Annotated in this window: 16 protein-coding genes; 14 read left to right on the top strand and 2 right to left on the bottom strand. The window is 49.0% G+C overall.

All coding sequences use genetic code 11. From position 1 onward, the window contains the following. Positions 1-2: 2 nt before the first annotated feature. Positions 3-1,538, top strand: a complete 1,536-nt coding sequence (locus C0068_RS09120) for a flavin-containing monooxygenase (RefSeq protein ID WP_103684174.1) — start codon at positions 3-5, stop codon at positions 1,536-1,538. 12 nt (positions 1,539-1,550) lie between these two features. Beyond that, positions 1,551-2,393, top strand: coding sequence for an SDR family NAD(P)-dependent oxidoreductase (locus tag C0068_RS09115; protein WP_233208779.1), 843 nt, complete (start codon positions 1,551-1,553; stop codon positions 2,391-2,393). Positions 2,394-2,424: 31 nt separating this feature from the next. Here C0068_RS09115 and ygfZ read toward each other — a convergent pair whose 3' ends face one another. Then, entirely contained in the window at positions 2,425-3,468 is a 1,044-nt protein-coding gene (ygfZ, locus tag C0068_RS09110) for a CAF17-like 4Fe-4S cluster assembly/insertion protein YgfZ (protein WP_103684173.1), read from the bottom strand. Between the two features lie 149 nt (positions 3,469-3,617). On the opposite strand from ygfZ, the gene C0068_RS09105 reads away from it, so the two are divergent. Continuing rightward, positions 3,618-3,878 carry an FAD assembly factor SdhE gene (locus C0068_RS09105; protein ID WP_103684205.1) on the top strand — a complete coding sequence of 87 codons (261 nt, stop codon included), beginning with the start codon at positions 3,618-3,620 and terminating at the stop codon, positions 3,876-3,878. After that, complete coding sequence (locus C0068_RS09100) at positions 3,841-4,293, top strand: protein YgfX (RefSeq protein ID WP_332908288.1); 453 nt, start codon at positions 3,841-3,843, stop codon at positions 4,291-4,293. The genes C0068_RS09105 and C0068_RS09100 overlap by 38 nt, the downstream gene beginning before the upstream one ends. On the opposite strand, the gene nadB is transcribed toward C0068_RS09100, so the two are convergent. Next, positions 4,290-5,885 (bottom strand): L-aspartate oxidase, encoded by a 1,596-nt coding sequence (nadB, locus tag C0068_RS09095; RefSeq protein ID WP_103684171.1) that lies wholly within the window; start codon positions 5,883-5,885, stop codon positions 4,290-4,292. The two genes, C0068_RS09100 and nadB, sit on opposite strands and share 4 nt — an antisense overlap. Before the next feature lie 216 nt (positions 5,886-6,101). Between nadB and rpoE the strand changes: the two genes are divergently transcribed. From rpoE to recO, 10 genes are all read left to right on the top strand, one after another. Next, the gene (gene rpoE / locus C0068_RS09090) at positions 6,102-6,698 is read left to right on the top strand and encodes an RNA polymerase sigma factor RpoE (protein ID WP_103684170.1); all 597 of its coding nucleotides are present in this window, start codon (positions 6,102-6,104) and stop codon (positions 6,696-6,698) included. Beyond that, the gene (locus C0068_RS09085) at positions 6,695-7,273 is read left to right on the top strand and encodes a sigma-E factor negative regulatory protein (protein ID WP_103684169.1); all 579 of its coding nucleotides are present in this window, start codon (positions 6,695-6,697) and stop codon (positions 7,271-7,273) included. Before rpoE ends, C0068_RS09085 begins: the two co-directional genes overlap by 4 nt. 1 nt (position 7,274) lies before the next feature. Continuing rightward, positions 7,275-8,192, top strand: a complete 918-nt coding sequence (locus C0068_RS09080) for a MucB/RseB C-terminal domain-containing protein (protein WP_158249960.1) — start codon at positions 7,275-7,277, stop codon at positions 8,190-8,192. Further along, the gene (locus tag C0068_RS09075; protein WP_158249959.1) at positions 8,189-8,680 is read left to right on the top strand and encodes a SoxR reducing system RseC family protein; all 492 of its coding nucleotides are present in this window, start codon (positions 8,189-8,191) and stop codon (positions 8,678-8,680) included. The genes C0068_RS09080 and C0068_RS09075 overlap by 4 nt, the downstream gene beginning before the upstream one ends. Before the next feature lie 89 nt (positions 8,681-8,769). After that, positions 8,770-10,569, top strand: coding sequence for a translation elongation factor 4 (lepA, locus tag C0068_RS09070; RefSeq protein ID WP_103684166.1), 1,800 nt, complete (start codon positions 8,770-8,772; stop codon positions 10,567-10,569). A 15-nt stretch (positions 10,570-10,584) separates the two neighbouring features. Then, the gene (gene lepB / locus C0068_RS09065; protein ID WP_103684165.1) at positions 10,585-11,640 is read left to right on the top strand and encodes a signal peptidase I; all 1,056 of its coding nucleotides are present in this window, start codon (positions 10,585-10,587) and stop codon (positions 11,638-11,640) included. Positions 11,641-11,655: 15 nt separating this feature from the next. Continuing rightward, positions 11,656-12,033 (top strand): DUF4845 domain-containing protein, encoded by a 378-nt coding sequence (locus C0068_RS09060; RefSeq protein ID WP_103684164.1) that lies wholly within the window; start codon positions 11,656-11,658, stop codon positions 12,031-12,033. Between the two features lie 2 nt (positions 12,034-12,035). After that, positions 12,036-12,713: a ribonuclease III gene (gene rnc / locus C0068_RS09055; RefSeq protein WP_103684163.1), complete on the top strand. Its 678-nt coding sequence runs from the start codon at positions 12,036-12,038 to the stop codon at positions 12,711-12,713. Then, positions 12,710-13,630: a GTPase Era gene (era, locus tag C0068_RS09050; RefSeq protein ID WP_103684162.1), complete on the top strand. Its 921-nt coding sequence runs from the start codon at positions 12,710-12,712 to the stop codon at positions 13,628-13,630. Before rnc ends, era begins: the two co-directional genes overlap by 4 nt. 2 nt (positions 13,631-13,632) lie before the next feature. Further along, positions 13,633-14,379: a DNA repair protein RecO gene (gene recO / locus C0068_RS09045; RefSeq protein WP_103684161.1), complete on the top strand. Its 747-nt coding sequence runs from the start codon at positions 13,633-13,635 to the stop codon at positions 14,377-14,379. The last annotated feature ends 11 nt before the right edge of the window (positions 14,380-14,390 follow it).

Here is a 14,390-nt window from a genome sequence, read left to right as displayed (position 1 = left end):
CGATGGGTAAAGAAAAAAATAATAGCAAAGAGCAAGGCGCGATTGACGAGGTTGCCATTATTGGCGCTGGATTCGGAGGTTTAGGTGTTGCCATTCGTATGCAGCAGCAGGGGCTTAATGATTTTGTGGTTTATGAAAAAGCAAGCGATGTTGGTGGGGTGTGGCGTGATAATGTCTACCCTGGAGCGGCTTGCGATGTGCCGTCGCATTTGTATTCTTTTTCCTTTGAAGCAAATCCAGATTGGGGCAGAACCTTTGGCCCGCAGGAGGAAATCCATCGCTATTTGCGACACTGTACAGACAAATACAATTTACGCGACAAAATAAGGTTCAATACCTCGCTCAGCTCTATGGCATTTTGTGAGCAGAGTGGCGTTTGGAAGCTGGCATTTGCTGACGGTAGCACGCGACAGGCGCGTGCGGTTGTGATGGCCATTGGGGCATTGAATATTCCCCAGTATCCAGAAATTACCGGTATCGACAGCTTTACCGGCAAGGTGATGCACACAGCGGAATGGGACCAAAATTATACGCTTGATGGCAAGCGCGTAGCGGTTATTGGCACCGGAGCAAGTGCTATCCAAGTTATTCCATCTATTCAACCTCAGGTAAAAGCGCTTAATGTATTTCAGCGTACGCCGCCTTGGGTGCTACCAAAACATGATAAGGCGCAAAGCCCTCGTCTCCAGCGGCTGTATAAGCGTCGACCATTTATTCAGCAAACAGTACGTCGTTTTCAATATGTAATGATGGAGAGCTTGGTGCCTGCGTTTATGTGGGACAGTTTTCTCACCCGTATTGGTGAGTCGATGGGATGTCGCTATTTGCGCAAGGTGGTGAGGGATCCGGTTTTACAGAGAAAATTGTCGCCCAATTATGCGATGGGTTGTAAGCGCGTTTTATTGTCAGACGATTATTATCCTGCTTTGACAAAAAGTAATGTGAATGTTTGTGTCGAGGGCATCGATAAGATTGATGGTTCGGCGATATGCACTAGCGATGGTCAGCGCCATGAAGTAGATGCGATTATTTTAGCGACGGGTTTTAAAGTCCCGGTTTCCGGTGCGCCAATTCCCATTCGCGGTGTGGGCGGTCGTTTGCTTGAAAAAGACTGGGCTATTGGTAGTGAAGCATATAAAGGTATTGCGGTTTCAGGCTATCCGAACATGATGTATGTCATGGGGCCAAATACCGGGCCCGGAAATACCTCGGTTATTTTCTATATCGAGTCGCAAATTAATTATATTTTGAAATATTTAAAGACGCTGCGGAAAAATCAGAACAAATACTTCGATTTAAAACCGATGGTTCAGCGTGAGTTTAATGCTGACATACAAGAGCGTTTTAAAGGCACCACGTGGACATCGGGCTGTAATAGCTGGTATTTAACCAAAGACGGTAAAAATACTACTTTGTGGCCGAGTTTCTCTTGGCAGTACCGTCTAACAACACGACATTTTTCCGCCGCCGAATACGAGCTCGTTAGTATTTCTAGTCAGGCGCCGACATATGAAAGCAACGTCGCTACAGCGAGTTGATGATAGGGGTAAATGGTGAAAAATTTTAATAATAAGGTCATTGCCGTTACGGGTGCCGGTTCGGGTATTGGTAGAGCCTTGGTAATCGGTTTGCGGGCGGCTGGTGCTCGGGTAGCTGCGTCAGACATCGTCGAAGCAAACTTGCAGGTTTTGCGTGAATATGGCGATGAATCGGAATTATTTTTAGCAAAATTAGATGTTAGCGACAATGCTGCAATGAAGGCGTGGGCAGCTTCCGTAAAGGCGCATTTTGGGGTGGTCGATGGCGTGATTAATAATGCGGGTGTGGCGCTCAGTTGTCACGCCGGTGATCAGCCGCGAGAGCAAATGGAGTGGGTGTTCGGGGTAAATTATTGGGGTGTGATTAATGGCGTCGAGGCATTTTTACCCGAATTACTTACGCGCCCTGAGGCTTGCGTGGTAAATATTTCGTCTTTGTTTGGTTTGATGTCGGTGCCCTCGCAGTCCTCCTACAATGCCACGAAATTCGCGGTAAGAGGGTATTCCGAATCACTGCGTCAGGATCTACGCGATACCAATGTAAAAGTAGTTACCGTGCACCCAGGGGGGATAAAAACCAATATTGCGAATAATGGCCGCCACCTAAATTCGATAACGGGTAATGCCGCCGACGTGGAGAAAACCGCCGACTTATTTAACAGTATTGCAGTTACCACACCGAAAAAAGCCGCTGCAGTGATCATGCGAGGAATGCGAAAGTCTAAGCCGAGGGTGCTTATTGGCGGCGACGCAGTATTACTGGATATAGTTCAGCGCCTATTCCCTAGCTGCTACGACCGCATATTGGTGCCGCTCATGAATGCCGGTACGCGAATGGTACTAAAGCGGATATAAGGCGCGCGCAGCGCATCAGGCTGCGCCAGGCTTATTCTTTGTTCGGTATGGAGTAGGGCAGTTCCAGAATTTCTAACATCGCCGTGTCGTTAGCAAAGTGAATATTATTGCTTGCCACGGCGTCTTCGGTAAGTACGGCTAGCAGCTCGGTCTCGCCATTTTGGCTGACTGCAGATACCAGATTGCCGATACTCTGTGAATCTTCTCCACTGAATAACTCCGCACCCGGAGATTGAGTAAATGCGTCATTACCATTTGCAATGCGTGCGCGGTACAGGCGGCGTTTTAGCTTGCCGCGATACTGCATGCGTGCAACAATTTCCTGCCCCGTGTAACAGCCTTTATTAAAGCTGACACCGCCAATAACTTGGTAATTTAGCATTTGAGGAATAAAGCTGTCTTGGGTGTTGGCGCAGACTTCGCCAAGACCGGCGGCAATGTTTTGAGCCTCCCAATAGCTTGAGTCAACGGCGATGGCTTGGCTGCTGAGTTTGCTCCACAAGTCAATTGCGGCGTCTGTTGGCACCCAGCATTCAAATCGTTCAGCGCTGTCGTCCATCTGCACCACAACGATTTGGCCGTCACTTGCTTGCATCATTTTTCCGGCGGGTGCGATACCTGTATGTTGCTGAATATGTTCTTTGGCGCGTTTGCCGAACACGCCAATTGCGATGAATTCTGCAGTTGCATCGCGAATTTTGGCTTTCGAAAAGACAATGTATTTGGCCAGCGTGGAGCAGGCTGATTCTGCGGTATCGGCGCGGAGTCTGAGTAGTACCGCTTCGCTGCTGCGCATACCGGCGATAAAACTCATCACCATGCGACCTTTAATATTGCAGTAGCTTCCTAGCGCCGCGCGCTCGGTATCTATGTTGCGCCAATCACAGGTGGTCTGCCCCTGTAAAAACTTGCTGCTGTCGGGGCCTTCAATGGCGAGAAATCCGTATTGGCCTAGCGCGCTGATATTACAGTCGCCCAGGGCTTGGCTGGGGTTGCTGCCGTTTGTCCAATATTGTCCCGCCGTGTGGCTGCTCTCAGCATATTGAGTGCGTAGAAATTCCCAAAATGTATTCATAGATTCTCAGCAGTATAGGTATTGCGGTTGTGCGCTAGTTTGACTGGGTACTCGTACAAATTTGTTGCGGTGTGATTGCCGCCGATAGCCGTTATAATACGCTTTTTTGTGGCCGCTTAATGCAGGCTACCGTTACGAAGTGGAAAATAATGGTTTCGGAAAACGAGTTCAAGCGTATTTGCTGGGCCTGCCGTCGCGGCATGCTGGAGTTAGACTTGGTGATGGTGCCCTATGTGGAGGGGCGGTTCAGAGATTTAGATGCGGACAATCAGCAGCGCTTTATTAGCTTACTGGAATGCGAGGATACGGATTTGTTTTCTTGGTTTCTTGGCCGGAATCTTCCTGAAGACCCCGATCTGGCGATAATCGTTGATGACATCAACACGTTCACCAAAACCCCTAGACCTTAAGTTTCGTCGCTCACGGCTGTTGTGCGGCTATTTTGTGGCTGTGCACAGCCTTGCGGTGCTGAGCTTGTATTTATTTGTGCCGACGCTAGTTGCCGCCCTTATGACGGTGCCACTTATTCTAAGCGCGGGCTTTTATATTTTTCGCGATGTTTTCTATTTACACCATAGCTCGCTGGCGCATATCGCTTTTGCCGAGAATCGCTGGCGGGTTTTTCTCAGCGAGATAGGGTATTCCTCCGCACCGGAAGTTCAGCCGCTGGAGTGCTTAGACTCGGTGGTATTGCCTTTCGGTGTTGTCTTACGTTTTAGACTTCTCGGTGGTCGGAAGAGATCGGTGTTCGTATTTCCAGATCATCTGAATGCAAACGAATACCGAAAACTTCGTCAAATCGCCAATTTTGCTAGCGCCACCTAAGTGTGGCGATGCCTGTGGAAGTTGTCCGGTATTAGGATTGTGTCTTCGGCGGTTTCGGATTGCTCAGGGTAATCCAGCGTGTAATGAAGGCCTCGGCTTTCGGTGCGCTGTAGGGCCGAGCGGATAATCAGTTCGGCGACCATCGCCAAATTTCGTAATTCTAATAAGTCATTGCTGACTTTGTAGTTGGAGTAGTACTCGTCTATTTCCTGTTGGAGCAAAGCTGCTCTATTTAGGGCGCGCTGCAGGCGCTTATTGGTGCGAACAATACCTACATAGTCCCACATAAAACGTCGTAATTCGTCCCAGTTATGAGAAATTACGACGTCTTCATCGGAGTCTGTGACTTGCGATTCATCCCAGGGAAGCGCTATTTGCGGCGAGGGCAGCTCAGCTAGGCGCTTGCGAATATCCGCTGCCGCCGAGGTGCCATAAACAAAGCACTCTAGCAAAGAATTGCTCGCGAGGCGGTTAGCGCCGTGCAGCCCTGTAAATGACGTTTCGCCAATGGCGTATAGCCCTGGAATATCGGTTTGGCCGTATTGATCTACCATCACTCCGCCGCAGGTGTAGTGCGCGGCAGGTACAACGGGGATGGCTTCGCGGCTTATGTCTATCCCCAGTTCAAGGCAGCGGGCCTTGATGGTGGGGAAGTGCTCTAGCAAAAAATCCGGTGACTTATGACTGATGTCTAGGTAGACACAATCACTGCCGATGCGCTTCATTTCATGGTCTATGGCGCGGGCAACTACATCCCGTGGCGCGAGTTCGCCGCGTTCATCGTAGCGGAACATAAAACGCTCACCGGTGGCGGAAATCAGTCGACCGCCTTCGCCGCGAATAGCCTCAGTAATGAGAAATGATTTTGCTTTGGGGTGGTAAAGGCAGGTGGGGTGGAATTGGTTGAATTCCATATTGGCTACTCGGCAGCCCGCACGCCAAGCCATTGCAATCCCGTCACCACTGGCGCCATCGGGGTTGCTGGTATACAAATAGGCCTTGTTAGCACCACCAGTTGCTAACACAATTGCTTTTGCGTGGAACAATTCGACATGGCCGCTGTCTCTGTTCAGCACGTAAGCACCGTGACAGCGATGCTGTGCAATAATTAAGTCCACGGCGACGTGTCGCGTAAAGATTTCGATATTGGGATTTTCTTTAGCGCGATTGGTGAGGGTTTCAGACACCTCGCGGCCAGTGGCGTCGGCGGCGTGAATAATACGGCGCTGGCTGTGTCCGCCTTCACGGGTTAGGTGAAAGGCGTCGCTGCTTTGCTCGTAGCGACTGAATTGGACCCCCTGCGACAGCAGCCATTTTATGCTGTCGCTACTGTTTTTAACGGTAAAGCGCACGCTATCTTCGTGGCAAAGCTGGGCTCCTGCAGCTAGAGTATCTGCAACGTGGGCGTCTACGGTGTCGCCGTCGTGAAGCACCGCTGCAATACCACCTTGTGCCCAATAGGTGGAGCCCGCATTGAGTTCGCCCTTGCTGATTACAGCAATGCGCGCACTGTCGGCCAGTTGCAGCGCTAAAGTGAGACCTGCGGCGCCGCTGCCTATCACCAGAACATCGTGTGAATGGTAGTGGGTCATGTTGTTATTTGCTCCTGCCGCAGTGCAGCTATAATATGCCGCTCGGGATATAAATTGGCGCAAAGTATACTGATAGAAAGTCGCCTTACCAATATTTGCCTGTGTAACCATCGCATTAAGCGGCGGATATGCTGAAAAGGGATACGATGAGAGAACTTCTTTTAGCCGTGGTGGTCTATTCAACAGATGCTGCCGAATGGCTTGCGGTGAGGCAATATGGCCGAGCCTAAACAGACGGATCAGCAGCTGGTTGAACGGGTTCAAAAGGGCGATAAGCGCGCATTTGACCTACTCGTTCTAAAGTATCAGCACAAAATATTCGGCTTGATTTCACGTTATGTGAAAGATAATGACGAAATTCAGGATGTGGCGCAGGAGGCGTTTGTAAAGGCCTACCGAGCCCTACCTAAATTTCGCGGTGATAGTGCGTTTTATACGTGGCTTTACCGGATTGCGATTAATACGGCTAAGAATTACCTTGTAGCGCGTAATCGTCGTCCACCTGGCGTAGATGTTGATGTAGCCGATGCAGAATATTTTGAGGGTCCCTCGGGTCTGAAAGATATAGAAACGCCGGAAAATCAGCTTTACGGTGAGGAGCTGAAGAAAGTTGTACAGGATGCCATTAGAGCGTTACCAGAGGATTTGCGTTCTGCATTGAGTCTGCGTGAGTTTGATGGTCTGAGTTATGAAGATATTGCATCGGTAATGGATTGTCCGGTCGGTACGGTTCGGTCGCGTATTTTTCGCGCCCGAGAGGCAGTCGATCTGCGAGTTAAAGCCCAGATAAGTGGCGAAGAGGTGGAAGTATGAACGATACCGTCAGAGAATCTCTCTCAGCATTGATGGATGGTGAAGCCAGCGAGCTTGAGCTTCGGCGTATTCTAAGTGCTGACGAGAAGGCAATTCGTACCGAATGGGCAGATTTGCACCGCTCGCAGGAATTGCTCAAGAACGAAAGCAATCCGTTTATCGGTTGGGATATTTCGTCACGAGTTATGGCTGAAATTGCTGACGACGAGTTAGTGAATAGCGGCGGAACGGGCTGGAAACAGGCTGTGTCTGGGCTGGCTATTGCTGCAAGCGTTGCTGCGGTGGTGGTTATCGGCTCTATGGGCGGCAATATGTTTGGTGGCTCACCGCAGATGGTGGCAGAAAACAATGGCGTGAGTGGCCGTGTTTATCCTGCGCAAGCATCGGCGGCTGTGGGTGGGGTTGCGGTAAGCGCCCAGGCGCAGGCGTCACCGGCTGGCCCTTTGCTGAATAATGATGCCGAGGCTCGCAAGCGCTTTGAAGCATATTTGCGCAAGCACACGGATCGCGCGGCGTTTAATAATGGTCAGGGTATGGTGTCTTATGCCCGCGTGGTATCGCAGGAGTCTGAATAGCGTGCTCGTTCGCCTTGCATCTACGGCGCTGGCGGCGGCACTAGTTAGCGCGCCAGCCGCTAGTATCGAGTCGGGTAGTGAATTGCTTAATAGGATGACTCATAGTCATCGCGAGCTGAATTACCGCGCCATTGTGACCTATCAGTTAGGTGAGCAGCTTAGTAGTTATCGGATTACCCATACTGTTCACGACGGTAAGGAGTTCGAGGCGCTTGAGTCGCTAGATGGCGATCACCAAGATTTGGTACACCACGGGCATGATATAAATTGTGTCCACCCCGGTCCGCAGTTGATACGTCTATTTAATGCCGAGGAAGAGCAAGGTTTCTACCGCTACTACGATGTGGATATCGTAGGAGAAGATAGAGTTGCGGGGCGTGATGCAGTTACCTTGTCGATCAAACCGAGGGATGTCTACCGCCTTGGCTATAAATTATCTTTAGATAATGAAACCGGTCTGTTGCTGCGCTCAGATATTGTGAATCAGCAGGGCAAGGTTTTAGAGCGGTTTCAATACGCAATGTTAGATTTAAATATCCCTGATGATGAGTTACTCGTCGAAGGGGCTATCGAGGTAGAGCACAAAGACGTGTCGCTCGATAATCCAGCTACCACTCAGCTTCGAGTATGGCGCCCCGACTGGATTCCGGCGGGCTTTACTCCCTTAAAAGATACGGACGACGGTAGTGCTGCAATAAGTTATACCGATGGCCTTGCTGTGATGTCGGTGTTTGTTGAACCCCTTGTCACTGCAGATTCCGGTGCGGTAGCCGTTACCGAAGGTGGTATGCGGCGTGGCGCGTCGGTGAGTTATACCGTTGCCTTTCCCGATAATGGGATGTTTGCGACAGTGGTGGGTGAGGTGCCCATGCTAACTGCTAAGCAGGTGGCAAAATCATTAAGCTGGGACCAACGGTGATTACTGAAACTGGGCGCGTTGTGGGTGTTGAGGACAATGCGCTGTGGGTTGAAACAATTCGTCGTAGTACCTGCGGTAGCTGTTCTGCTCAAAAAGGCTGCGGCCAAGGTCTTATGAATAAAGCCACTGACGGTCGTCGCAATCAATTGCGGGTCTTACTCGGTTCTCAATCTGCAGAAAACTTCCACATAAACGATGAAGTCGAGATTAGTATTCCTGAGCGGGCGCTGATCGGCGGCGCCATGATGGTGTATTTACTGCCCTTAATCACGATGATTGTCGGTATGGGTGCGGCTTCGCAATACGCCGTAGGCGATGTGGCCGCGGCTGTTGGTGCGCTGCTTGGCTTTATGCTTGGCATGGCATTGGTGCGCTTACACGCGGCTTACATTCAAAATAAACCTGCTTTCCAGGCCACGGTTGTGGCTAAATCCCCGTCAGCTTTGATTAATTCCATTGCGATTAACGCTGCACCGTATTCTGAGTGAGTCTATTCATAGCCTAGAGCTGTGGCTTTGCGATACAATCGCGCCTCTGAAATTTCATCATTTTTGTTTCTCTGAGGTATAAGCCGAGCGTGTCCAGTCTCGATTTGATTCGCAATTTCTCGATAATTGCCCATATAGATCACGGTAAATCTACTCTTGCTGACCGTTTCATCCAAACCTGTGGTGGTTTGACTGAGCGTGAAATGTCGGCTCAGGTATTAGATTCGATGGATATCGAGCGCGAGCGCGGTATTACCATCAAGGCCCAGTCGGTCACGCTGAACTACACTGCCCTTGATGGTAAGACCTATCAGCTCAACTTTATTGATACCCCAGGTCACGTTGACTTTTCTTACGAAGTATCGCGCTCCCTTGCGGCCTGTGAAGGCGCATTGTTGGTGGTCGATGCGGCGCAGGGTGTAGAGGCGCAGTCGGTCGCGAATTGCTACACCGCAATAGAGCAGGGCTTGGAAGTGCTGCCTATTCTAAACAAAATGGATTTGCCGCAGGCAGATCCGGACAAGGTAAAGCATGAGATTGAAGAGATCATTGGTGTCGATGCCAGCGAGGCGGTTGCCGTATCGGCGAAGTCGGGCATGGGTATTATCGATGCGCTAGAGCATTTGGTTGCTAAAATTCCGCCGCCAGTAGGTGACCCTGATGCGCCTCTACAGGCCCTAATTATTGATTCATGGTTCGATAATTACCAGGGCGTTGTGTCACTAGTGCGGGTTAAACATGGCACATTGAAGCGCGGTGAAAAAATAATCACCAAATCTCTTGGCAAAGCCCAAGTCGTGGATGTGGTGGGTATCTTTACGCCAAAGCAAACCGCAACGGGAATTTTGCGAGCCGGTGAGGTGGGTTTTGTTATAGCCGGTATCAAAGATATTCACGGCGCCCCCGTCGGGGATACCTTTACCCATGCTGCTACCCCAACGGTTGAGTCCTTGCCCGGTTTTAAAAAGGTAAAACCACAGGTCTATGCTGGCTTGTTTACGGTGTCTACCGAGGATTACGAAGATTTTCGTGACGCGCTTAGTAAGTTGACCTTGAATGACGCCTCCCTGTTTTATGAGCCAGAAAGCTCTGATGCTTTGGGTTTTGGTTTTCGCTGTGGTTTCCTTGGCACCTTGCATATGGAAATCATTCAGGAGCGCTTGGAGCGCGAGTACGATCTTGATTTAATTACTACCGCGCCAACGGTTATCTACGAAGTATTGAAGAAGAATGGTCAAATAGTGATGGTCGACAACCCATCATCTATGCCGGACCTCGGAGAGGTTGAAGAAACCCGCGAGCCGATTGCCAAGGTAAATATTTTGGTGCCGCAGGAGCACTTGGGCAATGTCATCAGTCTTTGTGCGGAAAAGCGTGGTATTCAAAAGGACATGCAATTCCTAGGGCAGCAGGTGTCGCTGAATTGGGAAATTCCCATGAGCGAGGTTGTGTTAGACTTTTTTGATAGGCTAAAGTCTGTGAGCCGTGGTTTTGCGTCGCTAGACTACAGTTTTGATCGTTTTGAAGCGGCCAATCTAGTGAAGCTGGATGTATTAATAAACGGCGATCGAGTTGATGCTTTGGCGCTTATTGTGCATCGCGATGTGGCGCAAAGTCGCGGGCGGCAATTAGTCGATAAAATGCAGGAGCTTATTCCTCGGCAAATGTTTGATGTCGCAATTCAGGCGGCAATTGGTGGCCATGTTATTGCAAGGCAAACCGTTAAGGCATTGCGGAAAAACGTGACGGCCAAATGTTACGGTGGCGACGTGTCGCGTAAGCGCAAATTATTAGAAAAACAAAAAGCCGGTAAGAAACGCATGAAGCAAGTGGGTAATGTAGAAATTCCGCAAACTGCGTTTTTGGCTGTACTTAAAATTGATAGCTAAGGGATAAATAGCCGCATGGTGAATTTAATTCTGTTGGTGGTTGCGGCTGTTTCATTAGTCGTTTGGCTGGTTCAAGAGGTCAAAGGCCGCCGCCAAATACAGCAGGCTTTGCAGTGGTGTGCTGAAAAACGGACCGCTAGTGATGCAATAACGCTTCGCCAACAGGTTGTGCCCGGCTGGTTAGAATGGACTTATCGTCTGGTTGTATTCGCGTGGTTCATCTGGATTGCCAGCGTTGTGTTGATTAAGGATGGCGACTTTGCGCTAGCCTTGGTAGTTCTTACGATTATCGCGGGTATTATTGGCGGGATTGATCGCTTTGTGTTTGAAAAAGCGCGGCAAGCCTATGTGAGCGCCGGCAATGTAGCGGTCTACATCACTTATTTTGTGAAACAAGATCAAGAGACACTAAAAAATGAATTTGGTGGAATGCTGCCGATAGCTGAGAACGCGCGGTCTTTTTTCCCCGTTTTATTGGTTGTTTTAGTGCTGCGTTCATTCGTGATTGAACCCTTTCAAATTCCCTCAGCATCCATGGTCCCTAGCTTAGAAGTTGGTGACTATATATTGGTAAACAAATTCAACTATGGCCTGCGTTTACCCGTTGTCGGCACCAAAATACTTGAAGTCGGTGAGCCTGAGCGGGGCGACGTGATGGTGTTTTTCCCACCTAACGATAGCCGCTATTTTATAAAGCGGGTGATCGGGCTGCCTGGGGACGAGATCCGCTACATCAATAAGCAGCTCTACGTAAACGGTGAAATCGTTCAGCAATCTTTGATCGCAGAGGTGCCGCCTCTGCAGCCGGTTACACAGGTTTTAAGCGAGCAGTTGGGCGCGGTTAATCATTTGGTACATCACGACAAGCGAATTTATCGCGGTGACTTTGTCACCAAGGTTGATGCTGGTCATTATTTTATGATGGGTGATAATCGGGACAACAGCAGTGATAGCCGAGTTTGGGGACAGGTTCCTGAAGAGAATATAGTGGGACAGGCATTTGCTATTTGGATGCACTGGCATTCATTTAGTGACCTGCCAAGCTTTAATAGAGTCGGTCGTATTCGCTAGCGATAGGGCATAAAGATGAAAACAAAAGCAACACAGACTGGTATGGGAATGCTTCCAACGCTTGTGGTAGTTGGTGTCGTCATTGTATTTGCGACCATCGCCGTAAAGCTAATGCCAATATATGTTGATTATTGGACGCTGACGCGGGTTTTAAACGATGTGGTTGAGGAAGAGCGCAGCGATGATCCAACGCCGGCGGGGATCCGCAATGCTTTGTCTAACCGTTTTATCACCAACCGCATTGAGGCGATTTCGCTGCGTGATATTAAAATTAGCAGCGATAAAAAAGGTGTTGTTATTGATGCCCGCTACGAAAAAAGAACCCCAATAATGTTTAACATCGATGCGGTGGTTCGTTTTGAAGAAGCCGTATTTGTGGTTCCTCGGAGTTGAATTTGAAAACCCCTGACGAGCTATGTCAGAAGCTTGGCTACCAATTTAAGGATGAGTCATTGTTAGCAATGGCCATTACCCATCGCAGTTTTAGTGCAAACAATAATGAACGTATTGAGTTTTTGGGCGATTCGCTACTCAATATGATTATTGCGGAAGCGCTATATAAGCGATTCCCCAATTTGAGAGAAGGGGAATTAAGTAGAATTAGAGCATTACTTGTTAGCGGCAAGACCTTAGCTGAGTTGGCTAACGAGTTTAATCTTGGCGTATTTTTACGGCTTGGGGCTGGTGAAAAGAACACTGGTGGCCATCGCCGCAATTCAACCCTTGCCGATGCCGTAGAGGCGCTAATAGGCGCGATATATCTAGAATCAGGCTTTGATGTTTGTCGAGAGCGGGTGCTGTCTTGGTTCGAAGCTCGAATTGCGGTGCTCAATCCTGAATCAAGTCATAAAGATGCCAAAACGCGCTTACAAGAGTTTTTGCAGGCACGAAAATTACCCTTACCTGATTACCAGTTGCTAGATACTGAAGGCGCTGACCATCAACAAACTTTTATAGTGAGCTGTTCTGTGTCCTTGCTGAAATCAACAATATCCGCTTCCGGCAGTAGTCGTCGGAAGGCTGAGCAAGCCGCCGCTGAGAAAGTGCTAATTGCCCTAAAGGATACGGAATGAAAACGAACGAGCCAATTGATATGGATACACAGCGCTGCGGGTTTGTCGCTATCGTCGGTCGCCCAAATGTAGGTAAATCAACTTTGTTGAATCACATTCTGGGGCAGAAGATAAGCATTACCTCACGCAAGCCCCAGACTACTCGCCATCAAGTGCTGGGAATAAAAACCGAGGGTAATAATCAATTTATTTATGTTGATACACCCGGTCTCCATGTAAAGGAAGAAAATGCCCTGAATCGCTATATGAACCGTGCGGCGAGTTCGGCTATGAAAGACGTCGACTTGGTATTGTTTGTGGTCGATAGAGACCGCTGGACGGATGACGATGAGCTGGTGCTACGCAATCTTAAAAATGCTCGCTGCCCGATAGTTTTGGTTATAAATAAAGTCGATCGCCTCGATGATAAGGGACAGATTCTTCCCCTTATTGAAGCACTACAGACACGGCATAATTTTGACGATGTTGTGCCGGTTTCGGCATTGCGTGGTCATAATCGGGAAGAATTAGAAGGGGTGATAGCACGTTTTCTTCCCGAAAATATTCATATGTATCCCGAAGATCAGATTACCGATCGCAGTGAACGGTTTCTTGCAGCGGAATTGGTGCGCGAAAAAATTATGCGCCAGTTAGGAGAAGAAATTCCTTACTCGATGACCGTTGAGATTGAAGAATTTAAAGCCTCTCCACGTTTACTAGAAATTAGCGCACTAATTTTAGTTGAGCGCGACGGGCAAAAGAAAATTATTATTGGTGAGGGCGGTAGCCGTCTACGTCAGATTGGCACCGAGGCGCGAAAAGATATGGAAATCGCCTTTGATAATAAGGTCATGCTGCGGCTTTGGGTTAAGGTGAAATCTGGCTGGGCAGATGACGAGCGCGCGCTGCGCAGCCTCGGTTACAACGACTTTAAATAACAATGAATAGGGTAGATGGTGCGCCGTGCTTTGTTTTACATCTGCGGCCCTACCGCGATACCAGCGCCCTAGTCGATTTATTTAGTTTAGAACACGGCAGATTTACCTGTGTAGCAAAGGGCCTAAGAGGATCGGGGCGTTCTCGTCAGCAATGGCGAGCGGCGCTGCAAGTATTCAATTTAGTGTCGCTTAGCTGGCAGGGCAAGAATGAGCTAAAATCCTTGCTTGATGTTCAGCAGCAGCAAAGCTTTGCTTTAAAAGGCCGAGCCATATTCTGCGGTTTTTATATTAATGAGTTATTAGAGCGCTTGCTTTATCCCCTCGACCCCCATTCGGATGTCTTTCTTAATTACACCCACTGTATTAGTCAGCTCGCGGAAGGCGCTGATTTAGAACCAACGCTGCGGCGTTTTGAATTTAGTTTGTTGGAATCACTCGGCTACGGTATCAATTTTAGCTTTTGTAGCCAAAGTGATGAGCAGATTGATAGCAATCGCTTTTATTATTTTGAAGTCGGTGAAGGCTTGGTGCCAGTGTCGGAAAATACTGCTGGCGTGGTATTTTCGGGTTCAGATTTGCTGTGCTTAGCAGCTGATGATTTTAGTCAAGAAACCACCTTGCAGGCCGCAAAAAAACTGAGCCGCTTAGCCTTGAATGCTTTGCTAGGGGATAAGCCCTTAAGAAGTAGGGCTCTGTTTGCCTCTAGCACCGCTCCCTTAAAAGAGCATTTTCCGTCAGAAGATGTGTGATTTTTTACGTC

The sequence above is a fragment of the Zhongshania marina genome, assembly GCF_002915595.1.
GTDB classification, from domain to species: domain Bacteria; phylum Pseudomonadota; class Gammaproteobacteria; order Pseudomonadales; family Spongiibacteraceae; genus Spongiibacter; species Spongiibacter marinus_B.
This window is presented reverse-complemented; position numbering and strand designations above follow the sequence as displayed.

Excerpts from the sequence above, each read along its gene's own strand:
- lepB (WP_103684165.1), top strand. The coding sequence starts at position 10,585 with ATGGTGAATTTAATTCTGTTGGTGGTTGCGGCTGTTTCATTAGTCGTT.
- C0068_RS09060 (WP_103684164.1), top strand. The coding sequence starts at position 11,656 with ATGAAAACAAAAGCAACACAGACTGGTATGGGAATGCTTCCAACGCTT.
- C0068_RS09085 (WP_103684169.1), top strand. The coding sequence starts at position 6,695 with ATGAACGATACCGTCAGAGAATCTCTCTCAGCATTGATGGATGGTGAA.
- C0068_RS09120 (WP_103684174.1), top strand. The coding sequence starts at position 3 with ATGGGTAAAGAAAAAAATAATAGCAAAGAGCAAGGCGCGATTGACGAG.
- rpoE (WP_103684170.1), top strand. The coding sequence starts at position 6,102 with ATGGCCGAGCCTAAACAGACGGATCAGCAGCTGGTTGAACGGGTTCAA.
- C0068_RS09100 (WP_332908288.1), top strand. The coding sequence starts at position 3,841 with ATGACATCAACACGTTCACCAAAACCCCTAGACCTTAAGTTTCGTCGC.
- ygfZ (WP_103684173.1), bottom strand. The coding sequence starts at position 3,468 with ATGAATACATTTTGGGAATTTCTACGCACTCAATATGCTGAGAGCAGC.
- C0068_RS09115 (WP_233208779.1), top strand. The coding sequence starts at position 1,551 with ATGGTGAAAAATTTTAATAATAAGGTCATTGCCGTTACGGGTGCCGGT.
- nadB (WP_103684171.1), bottom strand. The coding sequence starts at position 5,885 with ATGACCCACTACCATTCACACGATGTTCTGGTGATAGGCAGCGGCGCC.
- C0068_RS09105 (WP_103684205.1), top strand. The coding sequence starts at position 3,618 with ATGGTTTCGGAAAACGAGTTCAAGCGTATTTGCTGGGCCTGCCGTCGC.
- era (WP_103684162.1), top strand. The coding sequence starts at position 12,710 with ATGAAAACGAACGAGCCAATTGATATGGATACACAGCGCTGCGGGTTT.
- recO (WP_103684161.1), top strand. The coding sequence starts at position 13,633 with ATGAATAGGGTAGATGGTGCGCCGTGCTTTGTTTTACATCTGCGGCCC.